Here is a 23,072-nt window from a genome sequence, read left to right on the forward strand (position 1 = left end):
GATCGTTGTGAGCTGATGAGATCGCCGCGGGCCTGTCAGGCCGCGCGGACCGTCTCCAGGAAGCGGCTGACCTCGCGCTTGAGGCGGTTGCTGTCTGTCGACAGCCCCTGGGCCGCCTCCAGCACCTGGGTCGAGGCCGAGCCGGTCTCGGTGGCGCCGCGCTGCACGTCGGTGATGTTGACGGAGACCTGCTGCGTGCCGTGAGCCGCCTGCTGCACGTTGCGCGAGATTTCCTTGGTCGCGGCGTTCTGCTCTTCGACGGCGGCTGCGATCGTCGAGGACACCTCCGACAGCCGTTCGATGCTGCCGGAGATCAGCCTGATCGCCGCGACCGATTCCTGCGTCGCCGTCTGGATGCCGGCCACCTGCTGGCCGATCTCGTCGGTCGCCTTGGCGGTCTGCTCCGCCAGCGCCTTGACCTCGGCGGCGACGACGGCAAAGCCCCGCCCAGCCTCGCCGGCCCGCGCCGCCTCGATGGTGGCGTTCAACGCCAGCAGATTTGTCTGCCCGGCAATGCTGTTGATCAGCTCGACCACGTCGCCGATGCGGCTCGCCGCCCGCGACAGCTCGCTCACCCGCTCGTTGGTCTTCTTCGCCTGCTCGACCGCTTCGTTGGCCATGCGCGCCGATTCATGCACCTGGCGGCCGATCTCGGTGACCGAGGACGTCATCTCCTCGGTGGCCGAGGCGACGGATTGCACGTTGGTCGACGCTTCCTCCGACGCAGCCGCCACCGTGGTTGCGAGCTCGCCGGCGCGGACCGCCGTCTTGCTCAAGGTATCCGCCGAGACCTCCAGTCTGGACGAAGCCGACGAGACCGTCTCGACGATCTCGCCAACGGCGCTTTCGAAATCGTCGGCCATCTTGTGCATGTCGGCCTTGCGGCGGGCCAGCGCCCGCTGCTCGGCTTCCTTCTGCTCCGCTTCCAGCGCGTGACGTGCGACCGCATTGCTCTTGAACACCTCGACGGCGCCGGCCATCTCGCCGATCTCGTCGCCGCGTCCCACGCCGGGCACCTCGACGTCGAGGCGGCCGCCGGCGAGGCTCTTCATCGCGCTGGTCATGCGATGCAGCGGGCTGGTGATGCCGCGCCCGACGATCGTTGACACGACGAGCAGGACAAGCAGCACGATTCCCGCGGCCATCAACGACTGCCGCGTCGAGGCCCAGGCCTGCGCCGAGAGGTCATCGATATAGACGCCGGTCCCGACCAGCCAATTCCAGGGGGCGAAGCCAGCGACATGGGTGAGCTTGGGCTGCGGCGTCTCGGAGCCGGGCTTCGGCCAATCATAGTCGACGAAGCCGCGGCCATGCTGGCGGACCACGTCGATCATCTCGATGAACAGCTTCTTGCCGTTCGGATCCTTCATGTCCGCGACGTCCTGCCCGACCAGCTTGGTCGAGATCGGATGCATCAGCATCTTCGCGGTCATGTCGGTGACGAAGAAATACTCGTTTCCGCCATAGCGCAGCTGGGAGGCGCGCTCGAGCGCGCGCTTCTGCGCGTCAGCGACCGAGATCGTCCCCTTCTGCGCGGCCGCATACTCTTCGGCAAAGATGCCGAGCGCGAGCTCGGTCAGATGCCGCAGCTCGAGCTGCTTCTGCTGCTTGAGGCCCGCGGCGAGCTCACGGGAATTGAAGGCGGTCAGACCGATCAGGCCGAGGAAGCTCAGACCGATCAGGGCATAGATCTTGATACCGATGGTGAGCTTGAGGCGATGAGGCATTGCAAACGACATGTCAGTCTCCACGGGCGCAACTCATGCTTGGGGCGCTCGGGGACAGATCACGGCGACGGGCGTGGGCTCGCCCTCGTATGCACGCAAACGGGCCCGCAGCCCACGCGTGAAAGCTACGGAACCGAATATTAAGTCTGGTTAAGACGATGTCCGTACGAATACGGAGCAGCGATCGAAAATGATCGTTGCCCGTCCAGATCGGTAACGCGCTCCGGCCTGGCCGTGCGACGCGTCGTCTCATGTGGTGCGACCACGTGAGAGAAGCACCGTTTGCCCGTGGAGCCCGACTGCGCGTTGGCCGCGAATGACCAGACCTTACACGCCGACTCTTAACACAAGTTAAAAACGCAGATTGACTACGCAGGTTAGTTTTTCCGGCGCAAATGCAACGCGAACAGAAACGCCGCAGGCAACGGGGCCGCGGAGTGTCTCTGTTGGGTCAGAAAACGTTGGGTCAGAAAACGCAAAAGGCCGGAGCGTTCGATGCTCCGGCCTTCCAATCCCCTGCGCGACCAGGAGTTGGCCGCTTCCGCGGCCCAGCGTTATGCCGCCCGCACCGAGCCGAGGAAGCTCGCGACCTCCTGCTTGAGACGATTGCTGTCGCCGGACAGCGCCTGTGCCGCTGAGAGCACCTGGGCCGAGGCCGACCCGGTCTCAGCCGCGCCGCGCTCGACATCGGCGATGTTGGACGAGACCTGCTGCGTGCCATGCGCCGCCTGCTGGACGTTGCGCGAGATCTCCTGCGTCGCCGCGCCCTGCTCCTCGACGGCGGCTGCGATGGTCGAGGAGATTTCCGACAGCTTCTCGATCGTGGAGGAGATCTCCTTGATGGCGCTGACCGACTCCTGCGTCGCGACCTGGATGCTGGAGATCTGCTGGCCGATCTCGCCGGTGGCCTTCGCGGTCTGCTCCGCCAGCGCCTTGACCTCGGAGGCGACGACCGCAAAGCCGCGGCCGGCATCGCCCGCGCGCGCCGCCTCGATGGTGGCGTTGAGCGCCAGCAGGTTGGTCTGGCCGGCAATGGTGTTGATCAGCTCGACGACGTCGCCGATGCGGGTGGCGGCCTTGGACAGCTCGCTGACGCGCCCGGTCGTGGTGCGAGCCTGGCCGACGGCGTCGTTGGCGATGCGCGCCGATTCCTGCACCTGGCGGCTGATCTCGGTGACCGACGAGGCCATCTGCTCGGTCGCAGACGCCACCGACTGGACGTTGGTCGTGGCTTCCTCCGAGGCAGACGCAACCGCCGTCGTCAAGCCTTGCGAGCGCGTCGCGGCCTGGGTCAGCGTCGTGGCGGACTGCTCGAGCTGGCTCGAGGCCGACGAGACGGTGTTCACGATCTCGCCGACCGCGGCTTCGAACTGCTCGGCCAGCCGCTGCATGTCGGCCTTGCGCTGGCGCGCCGCGACCTCATCCAGCGCGCTCTTTTCCTCGGCCTCGGTGCGCGCCTTCTCCTCGGCATTGCCACGGATCACCGTGACGGTCTTGGCGAGATCGCCGATCTCGTCACCCCGCGATGCACCGGGAATGGCGATGTCGAGGCGGCCGCGCGCCATCTCGCCAAGCGCCGCGTTGAGCCGCGTCAGCGGCCGCGCGATCCCGAGGAACGAGAACACGACCGAACCGATCACCGACAACAGAACCGCCAATCCGACAAACAGCGTGATATAGCTCGCCTGCGCGGCGACCTGGTCTGCCTCGAACCGGGCGCTCGCGTTGCGCGCGCGCGCGTCCTGGATCGCAGAGGACATCAGCTCGCCGGCCTCGCCGAGATAGATGAGCGTGCGGTCGCGCAGCACGGCCTCCTTGATTCCCTCGGTCTTCACCACCTCGTCGTTCGCGGCGACGAAGTCGGAGGCGAGGCCATTGAGCTTGGTGATCGTGGCCTGGATCTCGCGGTTGTCGGCGAGCATGCGAGCGTCGGTCAGCGAGCTCTTCAGCCCCGGCACCGTCTGCTTCACGGTCAGGATGGTTGCGGCGTCGCCAGTCATGCCGAACCGCCACGCCTGCGACCGCATGTAGTTCAACTTGGCATCGGCGGCGTGAAGCTGGCGCTCGACCCGCTCGCGGAAGGCGAGGTTCGGCAGCGACGGCGAGGCGAGCAGCGCCTTCAGGCTGGTGTTCCACTCGTTGGAGACCGCACTGCGCTTCTCGATCTGCGTCAACAACTTCTTCTGCGCCTCGGCGAGATCGACCGCTCCCGCGGCATAGCTCGTCATCAGCTCCTTGATCCGGGTCAACCGGGCGCGATTGTCGGCGGTCGATACGTTGCCGAGCGCGGCGTCGATGTCGGTCACCATCGCGGTCGAGAACTGCTGAATGTCGGCGGCTGCCTTCTCTGCCTCGGCCGGCGCACGCGCCAGCCGCGCCGAACGGCCGCCGAGCTGGGTCTGCTGCATGTTGATGCTGGCCGACAGCACGCTCTCGACCACGCGCCGCGCGCGCTCGGCCTGCTGATTGGCGTGGTTGACCGCTCTTTCCGCCATCAACTGATTAGCGATCATGCCGACCGCGAGAGATGCGCCGATGGCGCCAGCAAGCCCGAGTTTGTAGCCGATCCGATTCAGTTTCATTGCCCTACCCACAGATGGACGCGTCACGCGACGGTCCGTACTGGAGGTATAGCGGTGAGGTCCCTAGAGACCGTTAATTTACGGGAGTTATCGGGCATTACACGCAAAAAACATCTGCTTTTTCTGTGTGCGCCCCGATGCTTACGGCGGCACGACAGCGCTGCCGCGCCGAGCGACGGCTCACAAACTAAGCAGATGATGTAATCGGCACCGAGGCCCTGCGCGTCGTTCCAGAATCCGGCACACGCTCACGCAGCCGATGCGCAGCTAGCGCATCAGCCCGAGCGCATCGGCGAAAAACTGCGGACCGCCGAAATTGCCGGACTTCAGCGCCAGCAGCATGTCGCCCGCCTCGGCGCCGATCGCGCGAAGCACCGGCACGCCGGCCGCGATCTCCGGACCGACCAGGAAGCCGGGAATCCTGAGCCTGTCGACGACGGCGCCGGAGGTCTCGCCACCGGCGACGATCAACCGCCGCACGCCGGCCTGGATCAGCCCCGCGGCCAGATCGGCCATTGCCTGCTCGATCGCGTGCCCCGCCGCCTCGCGGCCGTGCCTGGATTGCAGCGCGCTGACCTGATCCGGCGTCGCACTGGAGGCGATCAGCACGGGTCCCTTGGCGACGCGCTCACGCGCCCAGGCGAGCGCTCGCCGCGCCTCGTCCGGGCCTGCGACCAGGCCCGCCGCATCGAGATGCAGCACCGGCATGATGGTCTCGGCCTGCGCGATCTGCTGCAAGGTCGCCTGCGAGCAACTGCCGGCGAGGCAGGCGGCCAGGCCGCCGACGGGGGCATCGGCGTGATGCGCCAAGCCGTGGGAATGAACCTGCCCGGTCTCGACCAGCGCGCGTGCCAGCCCGAGCCCGATGCCGGACGCGCCGACGGAGACCCGGCTCTTCAAGGCGGCCGCACCGATCGCGGTCAGGTCGGCGTCGAACACGGCGTCGACGATCGCCGCGCCCATGCCCTGCCCGGCCAGCTCCTGCAGCCGGCGGCCGATCGCCTCGGGCCCGTGCACGACGGCGGCGAGATCGACCAGGCCGATTTTCCGTCGGCTCTGGCGCGCCAGCACGCGCACCAGGTTGGCGTCATGCATCGGGTTGAGCGGATGGTCCTTGAGCGGGCTCTCATTGAGCGGCACGGCGCCGACGAACAGGTTGCCCTGATAGACGGTCCGCTTCGTCTCCGGGAAAGCCGGCGTCACCAGCACGATCGCGTCACCGGCATCGCCGGCCAGCGCATCCATGACAGGGCCGATGTTGCCGGCGTCGGTGGAGTCGAACGTCGAGCAGATCTTGAACAGCACGTGGTCAGCGCCCCGAGCGCGCAGCCATGTATCGGCCTCGTGTGAGCGGGCCACGGCGAGCGACGCCTCGATCGAGCGGCTCTTCAGCGAGACGACGACGGCATCGACCTCCGGCAGCGTGAGGTCATCAGCCGGCACGCCGATGGTCTGCACCGTGCGCAGGCCGGCGCGGGTCAGGGTATTGGCGAGGTCGGAGGCGCCGGTGTAGTCGTCGGCGATGCAGCCGAGCTTCAAGGTCACGGCTTCACTCCCTTGTAGGGCGCGAACCAGCCGAGCCCGTCCTCGGTGCGGCCGCGCGGATTGTACTCGCAGCCGACGAAGCCGGCATAGCCGAGCCGGTCGAGCTCGGCGAACAGGAACGGATAGTTGAGCTCCTCGCTGTTAGGCTCGTTGCGCGAGGGAATGCTGGCGATCTGGATGTGACCGATGATGTCCATCATCTCGCGCAGCCGCATCGTGACGTCGCCGTGGATGATCTGGCAGTGATAGATGTCGAACTGCAGCTTGAGATTGGGAATCTTCAGCTCGCGGATGAGATCGCGGGCGAAGCCGAAATCGTTGAGGAAGTAGCCGGGCACGTTGCGCGAATTGATCGGCTCGATCACGACATCGAGCCCGTGGGGCGCGAAGAACTCCGCCGCCCAGGCGACCGACTTGGTGTACGCCTCCACGGCTTTCGCATCATGACGATCGGCGATGCCGGCCATCAGATGCAGCCGCTTCACGCCGGTGGCCTTGGCGTAAGGCAGCGCCGTCTCGAGGCTCGCCTTGAGATCATCGAAACGGTGCGGCAGTGCGGCAAAGCCCTTCTCGCCGGCATCCCAATTGCCGGGCGGCAGGTTGAACAGCGCCTGAGTCAGGCCGTTGTCATCAAGCCGCTTGCCGACCTCCTCGGCCGGATGATCATAGGGAAACAGGAATTCCACCGCGGTGAAGCCGGCCTTGGCGGCCGCCGCAAAGCGATCGAGGAACGGATGCTCGGTGAACATCATCGAGAGATTGGCGGCGAAGCGGGGCATGGTGCGAGAACTCGTCGTGCTGTTACTTGGAGGAGCCCGGCAATTTCGTGCCGGTAACCTGCGCATACATCCGCGCCACAGAGGCGTCGTCGTCGCGGCCCATGCCGGCGGCCGCCGTCATCAGGAACATCTGCAGCGCAGCCGCCGAGACCGGGACCGGGAAGCGGTGGTTGCGCGCCATGTCCTGGATGATGCCGAGATCCTTGACGAAGATCTCGACCGCGCTGCGCGGCGTGTAGTCGCCGTCGAGCACGTGGGGCATGCGGTTCTCGAACATCCAGGAATTGCCGGCGGAGGCGGTAATGACCTCGTAGACCTTACGGATATCGAGCCCCTGCTTGGCGGCGAAGGCGATCGCCTCGCTGGCAGCGGCGATGTGCACGCCGGCGAGCAGCTGGTTGATCATCTTGAACGCGGCGCCCTGCCCCGCGGCATCGCCGAGCTCGTAGAGCTTGGCCGCCATCGCATCGAGCGCCGGCCGCGCCTTGGCAAACGCAGCCGCGCTGCCCGAGGCCAGGATCGTCAGCTCACCTTGCGCGGCGCGCTGCGCGCCGCCGGAGATCGGCGCGTCGAGGTAGTGCCGGCCGGTGGCTTCGAGCTGCTTCGCCAGCCGCCGCGCGACGTCGGGATCCATGGTCGCGGAGGAGACGAAGACGGCCTCCTTCGGCATGGTCTCAGCCGCGCCGCCAGGACCAAAAAGAATGGCCTCCGTCTGTGCCGCATTGACAACGACGCTGACCACGATGTCGGCACCTCGCGCCGCCTCGGCGGGAGTTTTCGCACCCTTGCCGCCCTCGGCAACGAAGCGCGCCACGCTATCGGCCGAGACATCGCATCCGGTCACCTCGAAGCCTGCGCGCTTGAGCGAGGTCGCCATGCCATACCCCATCGAGCCGAGCCCGATCACGGCGACTTTCAATTGCGATGGCGACGGCATGTGGCAGATCCCTGAAGCGTTTCCCGGAGACGTCCGGTTGCCCCGGACTGCACTCTGGGTATCACGGCTTGGCCGCGTTGCCAAAGCGTGAGACAAAGCGGCAAAACAGCGACATGCGAGGAAAGACCAGTGGCGGAAACTGCGATTCGCGAGGCCATCTGCCGGTTCGGTCGCTCGCTGTTCGAGCGCGGGCTGACGCCGGGATCGTCCGGCAACATCAGCGTGCGGCTCGATGACGGCGGCTGGCTGGTGACGCCGACCAATGCCTCGCTCGGCTTCCTCGATCCGGCCCGCCTGTCGCGGCTCGATGCGCGCGGCGATCTGGTCTCGGGCGATGCGCCGACCAAGGAGGTGCCGCTGCACACGGCGCTGTACCAGACGCGCGACGCGGCGCGCGCCGTCGTGCACCTGCACTCGACGCATTCGGTCGCGATCTCGATGCTGCCGGAGATCGATCCGCGCGCCGCGCTGCCGCCGCTGACACCTTATTACTTGATGCGCTGCGGCCAGACTGCGCTGGTGCCCTATCATCGTCCCGGCGATCCCGCGGTCGCCGATGCCATCAAGGGTCTCGCCGGCAAATACGCCTCCGTGCTGCTCGCCAATCACGGGCCCGTCGTGTCCGGTGACACGCTGGAAGCCGCCGTGTTTGCGATGGAGGAGCTCGAGGAGACCGCAAAGCTCTATCTGTTGCTGCGCGGGCTCAACCCGCGTCATCTGTCGCCGCAGCAGGTCGACGATCTGGTCAAAGTGTTCGGCCTCACCCTGCCCGATCACCACGATCATCGCTGACCCACCGGCGGATGATGGGCATGCACTATTTCGCAACAACGCCGGCCGAGATCGATGCCGCGGTCCGGGTGCTCTACGAGGAGGCCCGCTTCTATCGCTGGTTTCCGATCGCCACCGACTCCTATGACGCGTTCGCCGCCTCTGATCCGATCGCGGCCAGCGAGCTGCGGGGCATCGCCGAGCGCATGCTGGTGGCCGCCGCGCAGGCCAGATCGCGGGCACGGCGGGTCTAGCGTCCCGTCAACCCGGCTTGCATACGGCGGAGCCTGCGCCGCCTTGTCGCTCATCAAGCTGCCTTGCCTCAGGAGGACAACGATGCCTAATATTCAGGCAAAGTGCGGCTGCGGCAGCCATCACGGATGGATCGGTCGAACAAGGACGGTACCGGCAGCCCATCACTGCCGTGGCGCGAGGATGCGCCCCGCTCGTCCACCATCGATTGCAGCCCCTTCGTTGGCACGCTCCGAGCCACGAAAGGACAGGGCAAAATGCTTCCACATCGGCGTGGGCGCGGCTGTTTGACCGGATCGGCGGCGGATCTGAGCGGGCTGACGCCGGGACCGCGGATTACCCTTTCGAGCGTTGCATACACATCTCCCCCAACGCGCAATCGTCCCGGGCTGCGCCGCCCCCGCGGCGGCCCTTGGCATATCCGTTGCAGACGTCAGACGGGTCGGATCGCGGCCGCGCGACGGAGCGAGCTGCGATCATGACCGATAAGGGACAGGGCGACGGAGGGCGGATGGCGGCGGGCGCGAGCTTGGAACTGGTGAAGGTGACGAAGATGTACGGTCACGTCACCGCCGTGGACGCAATCGACCTGCGGATTCCCGCCGGCTCCTATTGCTGCCTGCTCGGCCCGTCCGGCTGCGGCAAAACCTCCACCCTGCGCATGATCGCCGGCCATGAATCGGCGACATCGGGCGACATCATCGTCGGCGCCAGGAACGTCACCGAGCTGCCGCCCGCCGGGCGCGGCACGGCGATGATGTTCCAGTCCTACGCGCTGTTTCCGCATCTGTCGGTGATCGACAACGTCGCGTTTGCGCTGAAGATGAAAGGCGTCTCCAAGCCCGAGCGCCACGCCAAGGCACGCGAGCTGCTCGAGCTCGTCGACATGCAGGGCTATGCCGGCCGCCTGCCGGCGCAGCTCTCCGGCGGCCAGCAGCAGCGCGTGGCGCTGGCCCGCGCGCTGATCACCTCGCCGCAAATTCTCCTGCTCGACGAGCCGCTGTCGGCGCTCGACCCCTTCCTGCGCCTGCGCATGCGCGCCGAGCTGAAGCGGCTGCAACGCGAGCTCGGCCTCACCTTCGTCCACGTCACCCACGGCCAGGACGAGGCGATGGCGCTGTCCGATCTCGTGGTGCTGATGAATGGCGGCCGCATCGAGCAGCAGGGCAGCCCGCGCGAGATCTTCAATCACCCGCGCACCGAGTTCGCCGCCCGCTTCATCGGCGGCCACAACGTGATTCCGCTGAACGGCGAGACCTTCGCCGTGCGTGTCGACCGCATCCAGCTCAAGGCGCCGAATGCCGCGGTCGACGGTCCGGCCGTGTCGGGCACGATCAGCAAGATCGAATATCAGGGCACCTATGTGCTGGTCGCGGTCGCCACCGACGGTGGCCCCGAGATCTCGGCGCAGCTCAGCGACGATCAGTTCGATGCACAGACCCACGTGATCGGCGAGCGCGTCGTCGTGACCTGGAATCCGGCGCTCGCCGATGCCCTGACTTCCCGCCCCGCCGCAACAGCCACGCCGGCTGCCGAGCTGGTCGCCTGATTTCGTTTGCCTGCTTTTCCCAAGGAGATGATCATGACCGATCGATCGAAGACAACATCCATCAGCCGCCGTTCGCTGCTCAAGGGCGCGGCGGGCGTCGCCGGTCTCGCCGGCTCGGGCACGCTGCTCAGCGCGCCCTACGTCCACGCCGCCGATGCCAAGGTACTGCGCTATCTCGGCACCGCGGTGAACGAGGGCGACGAGATCTCCAAGAAGTGCCTCGCCGACACCGGCATCAAGATCGAATACATCACGGCGACCACCGACGACGTCACCAAGCGCGTCATCACCCAGCCGAACTCGTTCGACGTGCTCGACACCGAGTATTTCTCGCTCAAGAAGCTGGTGCCGTCGGGCAATATCTTTCCGCTCGATGCGCGCAAGATCAAGGAGTTCGACAACATCACGCCGGTGTTCACCAAGGGCGAGCTGCCCAACGGCAAGAAGATCGGCGGTCAGGGCACCGCGCCGTGGAAGGTGCTCTATCTCGACGGGCCGAACTCCAAGACCTTCTCGGCCACCCCGACCGAATGGGTCACGCTGATCCCGACCGTGTACAACGCCGACACGCTCGGCATCCGCCCCGACCTGATCAAGCGCCCGATCAACTCCTGGGCCGAGCTGCTCAACCCGGAATTCAAGGGCAAGGCCTCGATCCTCAACATTCCCTCAATCGGCATCATGGACGCCGCCCTCGTCGTCGAGGCGACCGGCCAGTACAAATATGCCGACAAGGGCAACATGACCAAGGCCGAGATCGACCTGACCATGAAGGTGCTGACCGAGGCCAAGAAGGCCGGCCAGTTCCGCGCGTTCTGGAAGGACTTCAACGAGTCCGTCAACCTGATGGCCTCGGGTGAGACCGTGATCCAGTCGATGTGGTCGCCCGCCGTCACCAAGGTGCGCTCGATGGGCATCGCCTGCACCTTCCAGCCGCTGAAGGAAGGCTATCGCTCCTGGGCCTCGGGCTTCTGCGTCTCGAAGGCGGTGGCCGGCGGACCGAAGCTCGACTGGGCCTATGAGTTCGTCAACTGGTACCTGTCCGGCTGGGCCGGCGCCTATCTCAACCGCCAGGGCTACTACTCGGCCGTACTCTCCACCGCCAAGGCCAACATGACCGAGGACGAGTGGGGCTACTGGATGGAAGGCAAGCCGGCCAAGGCCGACATCAAGGCGCCGGATGGCACCTTGATGGAGAAGGCCGGCGCGGTGCGCGACGGCGGCTCCTACGACGATCGCATGGGCGCCGTCGTCTGCTGGAACGCCGTCATGGACGAGAACGACTACATGGTCCGCAAGTGGAACGAGTTCATCGCCGCCTGATGTGAGAATACTGCCGCGCCCATGATATCGTGGGCGCGGCAGGCTTTCTAAGCGCTCATTCGCGACCGGACGACAGGTATCCCCGTGGCCGTGACGATCGACAACTCGCCCGACACCGTAGCGCCCGCGGAGAGCGCCTTGCGCAAGATCACCATGCGCTCGATCGCCTGGCTGCAGGCCGGCCCGATGATGCTGGTGTTTGCGCTGTTCTTCCTGCTGCCGCTCGTGCTCGTTGTCGTCGTCAGCGCCTGGGACTACAACGAATACGAGATGATCCCGGCGTTCAGCTTCCGCGGCTACACCGACACCTTCGAGGGCTGCGTCGCCAACCTGCCCGAGCTGTGCACGATCCTGAAGACCTATCTCAAGACGCTGAAGCTCTGCCTGCTGACCTGGGGCCTGACCTTGATGATCGGCTTCTGGGTCGCCTATTTCCTTGCCTTCCACGTCCGCAGCAAGACCTGGCAGATCGTGCTGTCGCTGTTGTGCACGATCCCGTTCTGGACCTCCAACGTGATCCGGATGATCGCCTGGATTCCCCTGCTCGGCCGCAACGGCCTCGTCAACCAGGGGCTGATCGGCGCCGGCGTGGTCAACAAGCCGGTCGAATGGCTGCTGTTCTCGGAATTCTCGGTGGTGCTGGCGCTGGTGCACCTGTTCACCTTCTTCATGGTGGTGCCGATCTTCAATTCGATGATCCGCATCGACAAGCGCCTGATCGAGGCCGCCTATGACGCCGGTGCGTCGGGCTGGCAGACGCTGGTCAACATCATCATTCCCCTGGCGAAGCCCGGCATCGTGATCGGCTCGATCTTCGTCATCACCATCGTGATGGGCGACTTCGTCACCATCGGCGTGATGGGCGGCCAGCAGATCGCCTCCGCCGGCAAGATCATCGAGTCCCGGCTGTCGGCGCTGCAATTCCCGGCCGCCGCGGCCAATGCCGTGATCCTGCTCGGCATCACCATCATCATCATCTCCGCACTGACGCGGATCGTCGACGTGCGCAAGGAGCTCTGAGATGGGAGACAAGCGCCCTCGCTCCTTCTACATCCTCGCCGCGTTTTTTTCGGCCTACGTGCTGTTCCTGTACGGGCCGATGATCGCGATCTACATCCTGTCGTTCCAGGGACCGGACGGCGGCCTGACGTTTCCGATGAACGGCGTGTCGCTGACCTGGTTCGGCAAGGTGTTTTCCGGCGGCGGCATCGTCGACATCGGCGCCGCGTTCAAGCGCTCGCTGGCGCTCGGCCTCGTCGTGATGGTCATCACCGTGGTGCTGTCGGTCGCCGCCGGCATGGCGTTCCGCAAGCCGTTCCGCGGCGCATCGGTGCTGTTTTACACCGCGATCGCCAGCCTGATCATGCCGTCGATCATCACCTCGCTCGGCATCGCGCTGGAGTTCCGGCTGATCGACGACTTCGTCAACAAGCACGGCGCCGACTTTGGCCTGGGCTGGCTCGCCGATGGCTACACCACCGCCATGGGCCTGTTCACCTCGGGCTTAGGTGCGCATCTCACCTGGACCCTGCCGTTCGGCCTGCTGATCATGTTCGCGATCTTCAACCGCTTCGACGGCCGTCTGGAGGAAGCCGCCCGCGACCTCGGCGCCACGCCCTGGCAGACCTTCCGCCACGTCGTGCTGCCGATCATTCTGCCCTCCGTGGTCGGCATCGGCCTGTTCGGCTTCACCTTGTCCTGGGACGAGCTCGCACGTTCGAGCCAGGCGATCGGCTCGGTGAACACGCTGCCGCTGGAGTTGCAGGGCCTGACGACGACGGTGACCAAGCCCGACATCTACGCGCTGGGCACGCTGACCTCGGCGGTGTCGTTCGTGGTGATCTTCGCGGCATTGTCGGTGATTCTGGTGCTGCAGGCGCGGCAGCGCCGGCAGGGCTCGGATGCCGGCAAGGGGATGGTGTAGGAGTTCAGCGCCGAAAAGCAGTCACGATCGAACTCATCGTGGCAAAGCTTGACAACAAGCAGCGAGCGCGGTGCCTGTGAATGCGCCCTCGCCCCTTGTGGGAGAGGGCATATAGGACAGCGCAGCAAGCTCGGTTGGGTGAGGGGTTTTTCTCTATGAGCGACACTCGCGGAGAGATACCCCTCACCCATCCGCGTACGTGGATGGGCCGTACATGCCCTCTCCCACAAGGGGCGAGGGCGCTGTATCTCGCAGCGCCGTCGTCTCGCGACTTTGCTCGGTGCGTAGGGTGGGCAAAGGCGCGCCAAAGTCTCCGATGATTTACGACGCCATCTCCCGCGCCGTGCCCACCGTCTTTCCTCATCGGCACCGCTGGTGGGCACGCGCCGCCTGACGGCGGCGCTTTGCCCACCCTACGAGGTCATTGCCTCAAAGCCCCAGATACGCCTTCCGCACATCCTTGTTGCCGCTGATCTCCGCTGATGTCCCCTGCATCAGCACGCGACCCGTCTGCAGGATGTAGGCCCGATCTGCGATCTCCAGGCATTCCGCCATGCGCTGCTCGACGATGAGCACCGTCATGCCGGCGTCGCGGATGCGCTTGACGGCCTGGAAGATCTCGTCGACCAGCTTCGGCATGATGCCCTGCGACGGCTCGTCGAGCATCAGGAGCCGCGGCCGGGTCATCAGCGCGCGGCCGATCGCCAGCATCTGCTGCTCGCCGCCGGACAGGGTCTCGGCGCGCTGCTCGAGCCGCTCGGAGAGCCGCGGAAACAGTGTGAACACTAAGTCGAGCGGCTCCTCGCGGTTGGCTTCGCTGCGATAGAGATAGCTGCCCAGCCGAAGATTGTCGCGCACCGAGAGCCGCGGGAACAGCCGGCGGTTCTCCGGCACATAGGCGATGCCGCGTGCCGTGATCAGATGCTGCGCCATGCCGTCGATGCGGTTGCCGTCGAAGGTCACGCTTCCCGCGCGCGGCCGCTCGGCGCCGGCGATGGATTTCAACAAGGTCGACTTGCCCGCGCCATTGGCGCCGGCGACGCAGACGATCTCGCCCTTCTCGACGTCGATCGAGACATTCGAGATCGCAACCAGGCCCTGATAGGCGGTGGTGACGTCACGCACCGACAGCATGGCGGTCTCCAAGATAGGCGGAAATGACTTTGGGATCGCGGACGACGTCCTTGGGCTTGCCTTCGATCAGCACCTTGCCGAGGTCGAGCACGATGGCGCGGTCGACCAGCGGCATCACGATCTCCATGACATGCTCGACCATCAGCACGGTGATGCCGGTGTCGCGCACGCGGCGCACGAGCTCGACGCCCTTCTGGGATTCGACCGGCGTCAGGCCGGTCAGCACCTCGTCCAGTAGCAGCAGCTTCGGCTCGGTCGCGAGCGCGCGTGCCACCTCCAACCGCCGCTTCTCCGAGGGCACGAGGTCGCTGGCGAGCACGTCGGCGCGCGCATCGAGCCCGCAGAACGCCAGCACCTCATGCGCCTTGCGGCGGGCGTCGCGCATATTGGTGGTGCGCACCAGGGAGCCGACGATGACGTTCTCGATCACCGTCATGCTCTCAAAACTCTTCACGACCTGGAAGGTGCGGCCAATGCCGCGCTGGCAGCGCTCTGCCGCGGGCAGCGCCGTGACGTCCTCGCCGTCGAAGATGATCTGGCCTTCAGTCGGCTTGAATGCACCGGCGATCAGGTTGAACAAGGTCGACTTGCCGGCGCCGTTCGGCCCGATCAGGCCGACGATCTCGCCGCGCCCGACCGAGATCGAGACTTCCGAATTGGCGGTCAGTCCCGAGAAGCGCTGGGTGATGTTGCGGGTTTCCAACAGCGCGGTCATGACGCCACCGCCTCTCTGACCGGCTGGGCACCCCGCTTCGGCTTACGGGAGAACAGGCTGACGAGTCCTTGCGGCCGGGCGAGCGAGATCGCGATGATCAGGCCGCCATAGACGATCAGGTCGACGCCGCGGCCGGAGCCGCCGATATAGGAGCGCGTCAGCTCGGTCAGCGGGATCAGGATGACGGCGCCGAGCATCGGGCCCCAGAGGGTCCCGATGCCGCCGAGCACGGCGGGCAGCGCCATCAGCAGCGAGAACTGGAAGCCCATCACGCTCTCGGGATCGATGTAGGTGACGTACATCGCATAGAAGCCGCCGCCGACGGCGACGAGAAACGCCGACACGGCCGCCGCGCCCATCTTGGAATTGAACACGACAACGCCCAAGCTCTCGGCCGCGACCGGATTGTCCTTCACGGCCCGCCACCAATAGCCCCACTTTGAGTCCTCCAGCCACCAGGTCACGAACCAGGCGACGCAGGCCAGAGCGAGCGCGAAGTAGAAGTAAGGCAGCTTGTCCTTGGCGAATTGAAGGGTCAGCCAGCTATCCTGCTTCGACAGCGGGATCGTGATGCCGAGCGCTGCTCCCGCCCATTCCCAGTTCTGGAACAGCACGAGCGCAATCTCCGCGATCACGATGGTGGCAATGACGAAATAGTGTCCGCCCAGTCGGAAGCAGGGATAGCCGAGGGCCATCGCGATGACCGCCGACAGCAGCCCGCCGGCGAACATGCCGAACCAGGGCAGCATCCCGAACTTGGTGTACAGAAGCGCGGTGACGTAGGCGCCGAGCCCGAAATACAGCGCGTGCCCAAGCGAGATCTGGCCGCAATAGCCGGACAGGATGTTCCAGCTCTGCGACAGCGCTGCATACATCAGGGTCATGATCATCCTGTTCTGGATGTACACATCGGTGACATAGCGCGGCACCTGGGTCGCGAGCAGTGCCAGGCATGCCGCGACGATCAGGTCGCGCCGCCGGCGTTGAATGAATACCTTGTCCATCAGATCGATCCGAACAGGCCGCGCGGGCGAATGAAGACGACGAGGAGATAGACACCGTAGATGCCGACCGTCTTCAGCGACGGCGGCATGATCAAGGTGGTGGTGGCCTCGACGAGACCGACCACGATGCCGCCGGCGAACGCGCCGAACACGCTGCCGAAGCCGCCGAGCGCCACCGTGACATAGGCGATGGTCGCAAACGACGCGCCGACGTCGGGGAACACATAGAAGAAGATCGACATGACCGCACCGGCGAGTCCGACCAGCGCCGCACCAAGACCCCAACCGAGCGCGAACACCTTGTTCTTGTCGATGCCGACCAGCGCCACCGCACCGGCATCCTCACGCGTCGCCTCAAGCGCGCGGCCGAAATCGGTGCGGTGGATGAAGAAATACAGGCCGGCGAAGGCCGCGATCGCAATGAGAGCACCGACCAGCTGCGGCTGCGGAAGGTAGATGCCGGCGATCGAGATCGTCTTGCCGCCCAGCCATGAGTGCGGAATGCTGCGATAGTCCGGGGTGAAGAAATACTGCGCGACGCCGCGCATCAGGACGGCGAGACCGAAGGTGGAGAAGATCTGCACCATGCCGGTATTGGCCTTGGCCCTGACCGCAAATCTGACGATCAGCAGATAGACCACCGCCCCGAACACGAACAGGGCGGCTGCGACCAGCGGCGCCGCCAGCAGCGGATCGAGCGCGAAATAGGCGAACAGGAAGAAGCTCGCATACATCGCGATCATCAGGAACTCGCCATGCGCGAAATTCACGACGTCCATCAGGCCGAAGATGAGCGCCAGCCCCACGGCGATCAGGCCATAGAGCAGGCCCATCAACAGGCCGCTGGCGAGACTTTGGATGATTGTTTCTGCTGTCACTTTACTTGCTCCCCGTCATTGCGAGCGAAGCGAAGCAATCCAGACCTGACTTGAGGCCCCTGGATTGCTTCGTCGCTGCGCTCCTCGCAATGACGAAGCATGACCGATGCTCCGCCACGATCTCACGAACACCCGGCCCGGCGGGCCGGTTTTCGTTACTTCATCGGCCAGCTGGCTTCCGCCACGGCGGCCTGGGCCGGGAAAATGGTGACGAACTTGCCGCCGACATATTGCAGCAGCACCGGATCGGCGTCGTTGTTCTGGCCGTTCTCGTCGAACTTCACCCGCTTCCACGGCATGATGGTCGCCTCGCCCGGCATGTCGGTGGCGGCGAGCGCGTCGCGGATCTTCTCGCCGTCGGTCGACTTGGCGCGGTTGATGGCATCCGCCATCACGATCAGGCCCATGAACTGGCGCGACGAGTAGTCGTTGAAGTCCTTGCCCGACTTCGCCTTGAACATGTCGTTGATCTTGCCGACCATCGGCCGCTTGGCGGCGAGGTCGAGCGAGAACGAGCCGCGCGAGATCACACCCTCGAGCTTGTCGCCGACCGCGTCATACAGCGCCTTCTCCGAGAAGCCGGCGTCCTGGGCCACGATCGCATTTGGCTTGTAGCCGAGCTCGGCCATGGTCTTGACCAGCAGGATGCCGTCGGTGGTGTAGCTCGACGGCATCAGCACGTCGGCGTTGGCGGCCTTCAGCTGCTGCACCTCGGCCGACAGCGACGGCGAGTTGGCGCGGTACTTGATGTCCGCGACGACCTTGTAGCCGCGCTCCTGGGCGAGCTTGAGCTGGGCGTTGCTGGAATCGGTGCCGAAGATCGTGTCCTCGTGGAACAGCGCCAAGGTCTCGATCTTGGTGCCCTTCTTCTTCATCATGTCGAAGAAATCGAACATCGCCTGCGAGAACATCTCGTCATGCGGCGCGGCGCGGAAATAATACTTCAGGCCGCGGCGATGCAGGCTCGGCGAGGAATTGTCGGCGGAGAGATACGGGATCTGGTAGCGCTCGCAGATCTGGCTCGCGGTCACCGCGACGGCGCTCTGATACGAGCCGATGACGGCGGCGACCTTCTCCTGGGTGATCAGGCGCTCGGCCTCGGCGCGGCCCTTCTGCGGGTCGGCCTGGTGGTCGGCGAACACCAGCTTGATCTTGGCGCCACCGAGGCCCGGCAGCCCTTCGGTGCGCGCGAGCGGCAGGTCGTAATCATACTTGCCGTTGATGATCTCGGCCGCCGTCTCGAACGCGCGCTGCGCGTCGACGCCGATCTGCGCGCTGGCGCCCGAGAACGGATAGATGACGCCGATCTTCACTTCCGAGGTCTGGGCGCGGGCGGCGATCGGGCCGAGCGCGGCGGCAGCGGTGGCTCCAAGCAGGACGTTTCGGCGCGTGATGGTCATGGCAAGATCCTCTGATGAAAGCGCATCGATGAAGCGGTTGAGATCGGTGGTAAAGGCTCAATAAGCAGCAAGACTGCCTGATTAAAGGCTGCCTGATTAGAGGACGGCGAGATCCTTGTTCCTGAGATCGGTGATCAGCATCAGCCCCGGCGCGTGAGTGATGGCGAAGGGCAGCTTGGCCGCGGCGATGACCGCCTGCGGCGTCACCCCGCAGGCCCAGAAAACGGGAATTTCGTCTGAGCCGACCGGCACCGGATCGCCGTAGTCCGGCTTGTTGATATCGGCGATGCCGATCTGTTCGGGAAGACCGAGATGCACCGGCGCGCCGTGCACGGCCGGAAAGCGCGTCGTGATCTGCACGGCGCGGATCGCCTGCGCCGGCTTGAACGGACGCATCGACACCACCATCGGTCCCGCAAACGGCCCGGACGGCGTGCAGGCAATGTTGGTGCGATACATCGGCACGCGACAGCCCTGCTCGATATGGCGGATCGGCAGGTCGTCGGCCATCAGCGCTTCCTCGAAGGAGAACGAGCAGCCCAGCACGAAGGTGACGAGGTCGTCGCGCCAATGCGACATCAGGTCGGTCGGCTCCTCCACCATCTCGCCGTCGCGCCAGACGCGGTAGCGCGGCACGTCGGTGCGGATGTCGAGATCGGCCCCGAGTGCCGGAATATGAGGATTGCCCGGATCGGACATGCCGATGATCGGGCACGGCTTCGGATTGAGCTGGCAGAACCGGTGGAAGGCGCCGGCGTACTGCTCGGGCAGGATCGCCAGATTGCCCTGCACGAAGCCATTGGCGACGCCGGCGGTGCTCCAGCCCTTGCCGGTGCGATAGTCCAGGCGGGCCTGATGGCTCGGGAGAAGGTCTGTCTCGCCCGCTGATTGCTGCAGTGCCGCAGAAACAGTCATTTGTGCCACTTGCCTAATATCTCGACAAACTCACTGAACATCAGCCATGCTATAAAGTCTAATCTTCGTTTTTAATCAGGATCGATAAAACAAATTGATCCGAGCGGGGCGCGATGTTGGATTTCCGTTCCATCGAGACCTTTCTCTGGGTGGTGAAGCTCGGCAGCTTCCGCGGCGCGGCGCAGCGCCTGAACACCACCCAGCCGGCCATCTCCCAGCGCATCGCCCAGCTCGAGCGCGAGCTCGGCGTCAAGCTGCTCAACCGCGATCATCGCGTGGCGTCGCCGACGGCCAGCGGACGGCAGATGCTGGTCTATGCCGAGAAGCTGATCGGCCTGCGCGCGGAGATGATGGCCGAGGTCGGCGACCGCTCGGCGATGCGCGGCGTGCTCCGGCTCGGCGTCGCCGAGACCATCGTGCACGACTGGCTGCCGCGGCTGATCAAGAGCGTCAACGAGAGCTATCCGAACCTGTCGCTGGAGATCGAGGTCGACGTCACGCCGAACCTGCACGCGCGCCTGCTGGCGCAGGAGATCGAGCTCGCCTTCGCACTGGGCGCGCCGTCCGAGTCCGGCATCCGCAGCCGCGTGCTGTGCGACTATCCGATCAGCTTCCTGGCGAGCCCTGCCCTCGGCTTCGGCACGGGCGTGGTGACCGCCGAGCAGATGGCGCGCTTCCCGATCATCACCTTCCCGCGCAACACCCAGCCCTATGACAATGTGCGCTCGCTGTTCAACCGCCCGCATCTGCCGCCGATGCGGCTGCACGCCAGCGCCTCGCTGGCAACCGTGATCCACATGGCGGTCGAGGGTCTCGGCGTCGCCGTCATTCCCGCGGCGATCGTGGCCAATGAGATCGAGCGCGGCCGGCTGCAGGAGCTGAAGACGGACCTGCGCATTCCGCCGCTGACCTTCACCGCGAGCTGGCTGTCGTCGCCCGAGATGGTCGCGATCGAGCGCGTCGCCGAGCTCGCAGCCCGGACCGCGCAGACGGCCAGCCATCCCTCGGCGTCGGTTGACGCGCTCGTCGCGGCGCGCGATGGACAGGACGCCGGAGTACAGGGAATTCAAGCATGAGCCGCGCCGTCACCAATCTGCAGATCGATTCCGCCCGCCTCTGGGACAGCATCCACGAGACCGCCAAGTTCGGCGCCACACCGAAGGGCGGCGTCCGCCGGCTGACGTTGAGCCAGGAGGACAAGCAGGTCCGCGACTGGTTCCGGAAAGCGTGCGAGGACGCCGGGCTCGACGTGCACGTCGACACGCTCGGCTCGATGTTCGCGCTACGCCGGGGGCGCGACATGTCGAAGCCGCCGGTCGGGCTCGGCTCGCATCTCGACACCCAGCCGACCGGCGGCAAGTTCGACGGCATCCTGGGCACGCTCGGCGCGCTCGAGGTGATCCGCACGCTCAACGACGCCGGCATCGAGACCGACGCGCCGCTGTGCATCGTCAACTGGACCAATGAGGAAGGCTCGCGCTTCGCGCCGGCGATGATGGCCTCCGCCGCCTATGTCGGCGATTTCACCGTCGAGGACATCTTGTCGCGCAAGGATGCCGACGGCACGACCGTCGGCGAAGCGCTGGACGGCATCGGCTATCGCGGCGAGGCCAAGGTCGGCACGCAGAAATTCTCCGGCTTCGTCGAGCTGCATATCGAGCAGGGCCCGATCCTGGAGGCCGAGAACAAGACCATCGGCGTGGTCGATCACGGCCAGGGCGTGTTCTGGTACGACGGCAAGGTCACGGGCTTCGAGAGCCACGCCGGCTCGACCCCGATGCCGCTGCGCCGCGACGCACTGCTGGCGCTGTCGGAGTTCGCGCTGACCCTGGAGCAGATCGCGATCAGGCTCGGGCCGAACGCGGTCGCCACCATCGGCGAGGCCGTCATCGCCAATCCCTCGCGCAACGTCATCCCCGGCGAGATCGCCTTCACCATCGATTGCCGCAGCGCCAATGCCGACACCTTGGAGGCACTCGATGCCAGCCTGCGCGCGGCTGCGGGCGAGATTTCGAAGAAGCGCAAGGTCGAGATCGCGATCGACCAGGTCTGGCGCAAGCCGCCGACCCATTTCGATCCCAAGCTGGTCGACGCCGTCGAGCGCGCCGCCGGCACGCTCGGCTACGCGCACCGCCGCATCACCTCCGGCGCCGGCCACGACGCCTGCAACCTCAACACCATCATGCCGGCAGCGATGGTCTTCGTGCCCTGCAAGGACGGCATCAGCCACAATGAGCTCGAGGACGCCACCCAATCCGACTGCGCCGCTGGCGCGAACGTGCTGCTGCACACGGTGCTGTCGCTCGCCGGCGTGGCGTCGTAGTGGGTTGATGCTCGCGGGCTTTTTTGGGGCCTCATCCTTCGAGACGCCGCTGCGCGGCTCCTCAGGATGAGGCGAGAGTCTTCGATGTCGCTGCTTCCCCTCATGGTGAGGAGCGCCGAAGGCGCGTCTCGAACCATGAGGCCCGAGATGCTTCAAGTTGAACCACATTGAGTTGCCCTGCCCCATCTTGTCTCATCGGGGCTCGTCAGGAGGTATCCGTGCGCGGAGTTTTCATCGACGCCAACGACTCGCTTGCCGAGATCTTCGAGCGGCAGCGCAAATCCGGCGATCCCGAGATGCGCGTGCATCTCGACCCCGACATCAAGCCGGAGGACTGGCCGGCGATCCTCGACGGCGCCGAGATCGGCGTGGTCGATCACACCGCGCTGCCGACCGACGTCGCGAGGCAATGCAAGGGGCTCAAGCACGTCGTCTTCCTGGGCACCGGCGCACGCAGCTACATGAACCCGGAGGAGCTCGCGGAGCTCGGCATCACCGTGCATCTGATCAAGGGCTACGGCGACACCGCGGTTGCCGAAGCCGCCATCGCGCTGATGTGGGCCTCTGCCCGCGGCATCGCACAGATGGACCGCGAGATGCGCGCCGGCAACTGGCTACGTGACGACGGCATGCAGCTCACCGGCAAGACGCTGGGCCTGATCGGCTTCGGCGGCATCGCCGCGGAAGTCGCGCGCATCGCTTCGGGCAGCGGCATGAAGGTGATCGCCTGGAACCGCTCGCCGAAGAGCCATCCCGGTGTGGAGTTCGTCGAACTCGAGACGCTGCTCCAGAACAGCCACGTCGTCTCGCTACATCTCCTGCTCAACGACGAGACCCGCGGCTTCCTGTCGCGCGAGCGCATCGCGCAGATGCGCCCCGGCGTGATCTTCGTCAACACCGCCCGCGCGGCAATCGTCGACGAGACCGCGATGATCGACGCGCTGCGCTCCGGCCACATCCGCCATGCTGGCCTGGACGTCTTCACCACCGAGCCGCTGCCGGCCGGTCACGTGCTGACGACGATTCCCAACGTGACGCTGTCGGCGCACTCGGCCTTCCGCACGCCGGAAGCGAGCGAGAACCTGATCCACGCCGCCTGGGAGCATTGCCGAAGGGTGGCTCGCCAGTGACGCATTCCATCTTGGCCTACTCCGACACGAAGCTAGCTCCGAGGCAAGAAGAGGAGGAGCTTAGGGCCTCAAGCATCAGCAGCTGATGTACGCGACACTCGATTATCTCTGCATAGTTGCAAGTGTCGCCCTATTAAGATCTCATTAACCATACACAACCGAAGCTTGCAGAAGTGATTCGGGG

20 protein-coding genes are annotated in these 23,072 nt (G+C 65.6%); 9 read left to right on the forward strand and 11 right to left on the reverse strand.

What is annotated here, in order from left to right:
* Window positions 1–35 precede the first annotated feature (35 nt).
* From ACQR10_RS26655 to ltnD, 5 genes are all read right to left on the reverse strand, one after another.
* Window positions 36–1,739 (reverse strand): methyl-accepting chemotaxis protein, encoded by a 1,704-nt coding sequence (locus ACQR10_RS26655; protein ID WP_316218820.1) that lies wholly within the window; start codon window positions 1,737–1,739, stop codon window positions 36–38.
* 542 nt (window positions 1,740–2,281) lie between these two features.
* Entirely contained in the window at window positions 2,282–4,309 is a 2,028-nt protein-coding gene (locus ACQR10_RS26660; RefSeq protein WP_316218822.1) for a methyl-accepting chemotaxis protein, read from the reverse strand.
* 267 nt (window positions 4,310–4,576) lie between these two features.
* Window positions 4,577–5,854, reverse strand: coding sequence for a 3-oxo-tetronate kinase (otnK, locus tag ACQR10_RS26665; RefSeq protein WP_316218823.1), 1,278 nt, complete (start codon window positions 5,852–5,854; stop codon window positions 4,577–4,579).
* Entirely contained in the window at window positions 5,851–6,633 is a 783-nt protein-coding gene (otnI, locus tag ACQR10_RS26670) for a 2-oxo-tetronate isomerase (RefSeq protein ID WP_316218824.1), read from the reverse strand. The genes otnK and otnI overlap by 4 nt, the downstream gene beginning before the upstream one ends.
* 22 nt (window positions 6,634–6,655) lie before the next feature.
* Window positions 6,656–7,570: an L-threonate dehydrogenase gene (ltnD, locus tag ACQR10_RS26675; RefSeq protein WP_410051477.1), complete on the reverse strand. Its 915-nt coding sequence runs from the start codon at window positions 7,568–7,570 to the stop codon at window positions 6,656–6,658.
* A 129-nt stretch (window positions 7,571–7,699) separates the two neighbouring features.
* Between ltnD and otnC the strand changes: the two genes are divergently transcribed.
* The 6 genes from otnC (at window position 7,700) to ACQR10_RS26705 (ending at window position 13,389) form a co-directional block, all read left to right on the forward strand.
* On the forward strand, window positions 7,700–8,362 hold the full coding sequence (otnC, locus tag ACQR10_RS26680; RefSeq protein WP_316218826.1) for a 3-oxo-tetronate 4-phosphate decarboxylase: 663 nt from the start codon (window positions 7,700–7,702) through the stop codon (window positions 8,360–8,362).
* Window positions 8,363–8,382: 20 nt separating this feature from the next.
* A complete protein-coding gene (locus ACQR10_RS26685; RefSeq protein ID WP_315801327.1) occupies window positions 8,383–8,595 on the forward strand; it encodes a hypothetical protein in 213 nt (70 codons plus the stop codon).
* 509 nt (window positions 8,596–9,104) lie between these two features.
* Window positions 9,105–10,142 carry an ABC transporter ATP-binding protein gene (locus ACQR10_RS26690; RefSeq protein WP_315801387.1) on the forward strand — a complete coding sequence of 346 codons (1,038 nt, stop codon included), beginning with the start codon at window positions 9,105–9,107 and terminating at the stop codon, window positions 10,140–10,142.
* Between the two features lie 33 nt (window positions 10,143–10,175).
* The gene (locus ACQR10_RS26695) at window positions 10,176–11,465 is read left to right on the forward strand and encodes an ABC transporter substrate-binding protein (RefSeq protein WP_315801328.1); all 1,290 of its coding nucleotides are present in this window, start codon (window positions 10,176–10,178) and stop codon (window positions 11,463–11,465) included.
* A gap of 84 nt (window positions 11,466–11,549) precedes the next feature.
* Window positions 11,550–12,485: an ABC transporter permease gene (locus ACQR10_RS26700; RefSeq protein ID WP_315801329.1), complete on the forward strand. Its 936-nt coding sequence runs from the start codon at window positions 11,550–11,552 to the stop codon at window positions 12,483–12,485.
* A gap of 1 nt (window position 12,486) precedes the next feature.
* On the forward strand, window positions 12,487–13,389 hold the full coding sequence (locus tag ACQR10_RS26705; RefSeq protein WP_316183452.1) for an ABC transporter permease: 903 nt from the start codon (window positions 12,487–12,489) through the stop codon (window positions 13,387–13,389).
* Between the two features lie 429 nt (window positions 13,390–13,818).
* Here the strand turns inward: ACQR10_RS26705 and ACQR10_RS26710 are convergent, their stop codons facing one another.
* The 6 genes from ACQR10_RS26710 to ACQR10_RS26735 form a co-directional block, all read right to left on the reverse strand.
* A complete protein-coding gene (locus ACQR10_RS26710) occupies window positions 13,819–14,523 on the reverse strand; it encodes an ABC transporter ATP-binding protein (protein ID WP_316218828.1) in 705 nt (234 codons plus the stop codon).
* Window positions 14,507–15,238, reverse strand: a complete 732-nt coding sequence (locus ACQR10_RS26715; protein WP_316218829.1) for an ABC transporter ATP-binding protein — start codon at window positions 15,236–15,238, stop codon at window positions 14,507–14,509. Before ACQR10_RS26715 ends, ACQR10_RS26710 begins: the two co-directional genes overlap by 17 nt.
* Window positions 15,235–16,242 (reverse strand): branched-chain amino acid ABC transporter permease, encoded by a 1,008-nt coding sequence (locus ACQR10_RS26720; protein ID WP_434912119.1) that lies wholly within the window; start codon window positions 16,240–16,242, stop codon window positions 15,235–15,237. The genes ACQR10_RS26715 and ACQR10_RS26720 overlap by 4 nt, the downstream gene beginning before the upstream one ends.
* Window positions 16,242–17,120: a branched-chain amino acid ABC transporter permease gene (locus ACQR10_RS26725; RefSeq protein ID WP_316183455.1), complete on the reverse strand. Its 879-nt coding sequence runs from the start codon at window positions 17,118–17,120 to the stop codon at window positions 16,242–16,244. The genes ACQR10_RS26720 and ACQR10_RS26725 overlap by 1 nt, the downstream gene beginning before the upstream one ends.
* Window positions 17,121–17,275: 155 nt before the next feature.
* Window positions 17,276–18,520, reverse strand: coding sequence for an ABC transporter substrate-binding protein (locus ACQR10_RS26730; protein WP_316183456.1), 1,245 nt, complete (start codon window positions 18,518–18,520; stop codon window positions 17,276–17,278).
* 96 nt (window positions 18,521–18,616) lie between these two features.
* Window positions 18,617–19,435 carry a putative hydro-lyase gene (locus tag ACQR10_RS26735; RefSeq protein WP_316183457.1) on the reverse strand — a complete coding sequence of 273 codons (819 nt, stop codon included), beginning with the start codon at window positions 19,433–19,435 and terminating at the stop codon, window positions 18,617–18,619.
* Between the two features lie 113 nt (window positions 19,436–19,548).
* Between ACQR10_RS26735 and ACQR10_RS26740 the strand changes: the two genes are divergently transcribed.
* From ACQR10_RS26740 to ACQR10_RS26750, 3 genes are all read left to right on the forward strand, one after another.
* Window positions 19,549–20,511 (forward strand): LysR family transcriptional regulator, encoded by a 963-nt coding sequence (locus ACQR10_RS26740; protein WP_316218830.1) that lies wholly within the window; start codon window positions 19,549–19,551, stop codon window positions 20,509–20,511.
* Complete coding sequence (locus ACQR10_RS26745) at window positions 20,508–21,758, forward strand: Zn-dependent hydrolase (RefSeq protein WP_316218831.1); 1,251 nt, start codon at window positions 20,508–20,510, stop codon at window positions 21,756–21,758. The genes ACQR10_RS26740 and ACQR10_RS26745 overlap by 4 nt, the downstream gene beginning before the upstream one ends.
* Window positions 21,759–21,976: 218 nt before the next feature.
* Entirely contained in the window at window positions 21,977–22,888 is a 912-nt protein-coding gene (locus ACQR10_RS26750) for an NAD(P)-dependent oxidoreductase (protein ID WP_316218832.1), read from the forward strand.
* Window positions 22,889–23,072: the final 184 nt, after the last annotated feature.

Origin of the sequence: Bradyrhizobium sp. HKCCYLRH2060, assembly GCF_051168135.1 — a bacterium.
GTDB lineage: Bacteria > Pseudomonadota > Alphaproteobacteria > Rhizobiales > Xanthobacteraceae > Bradyrhizobium.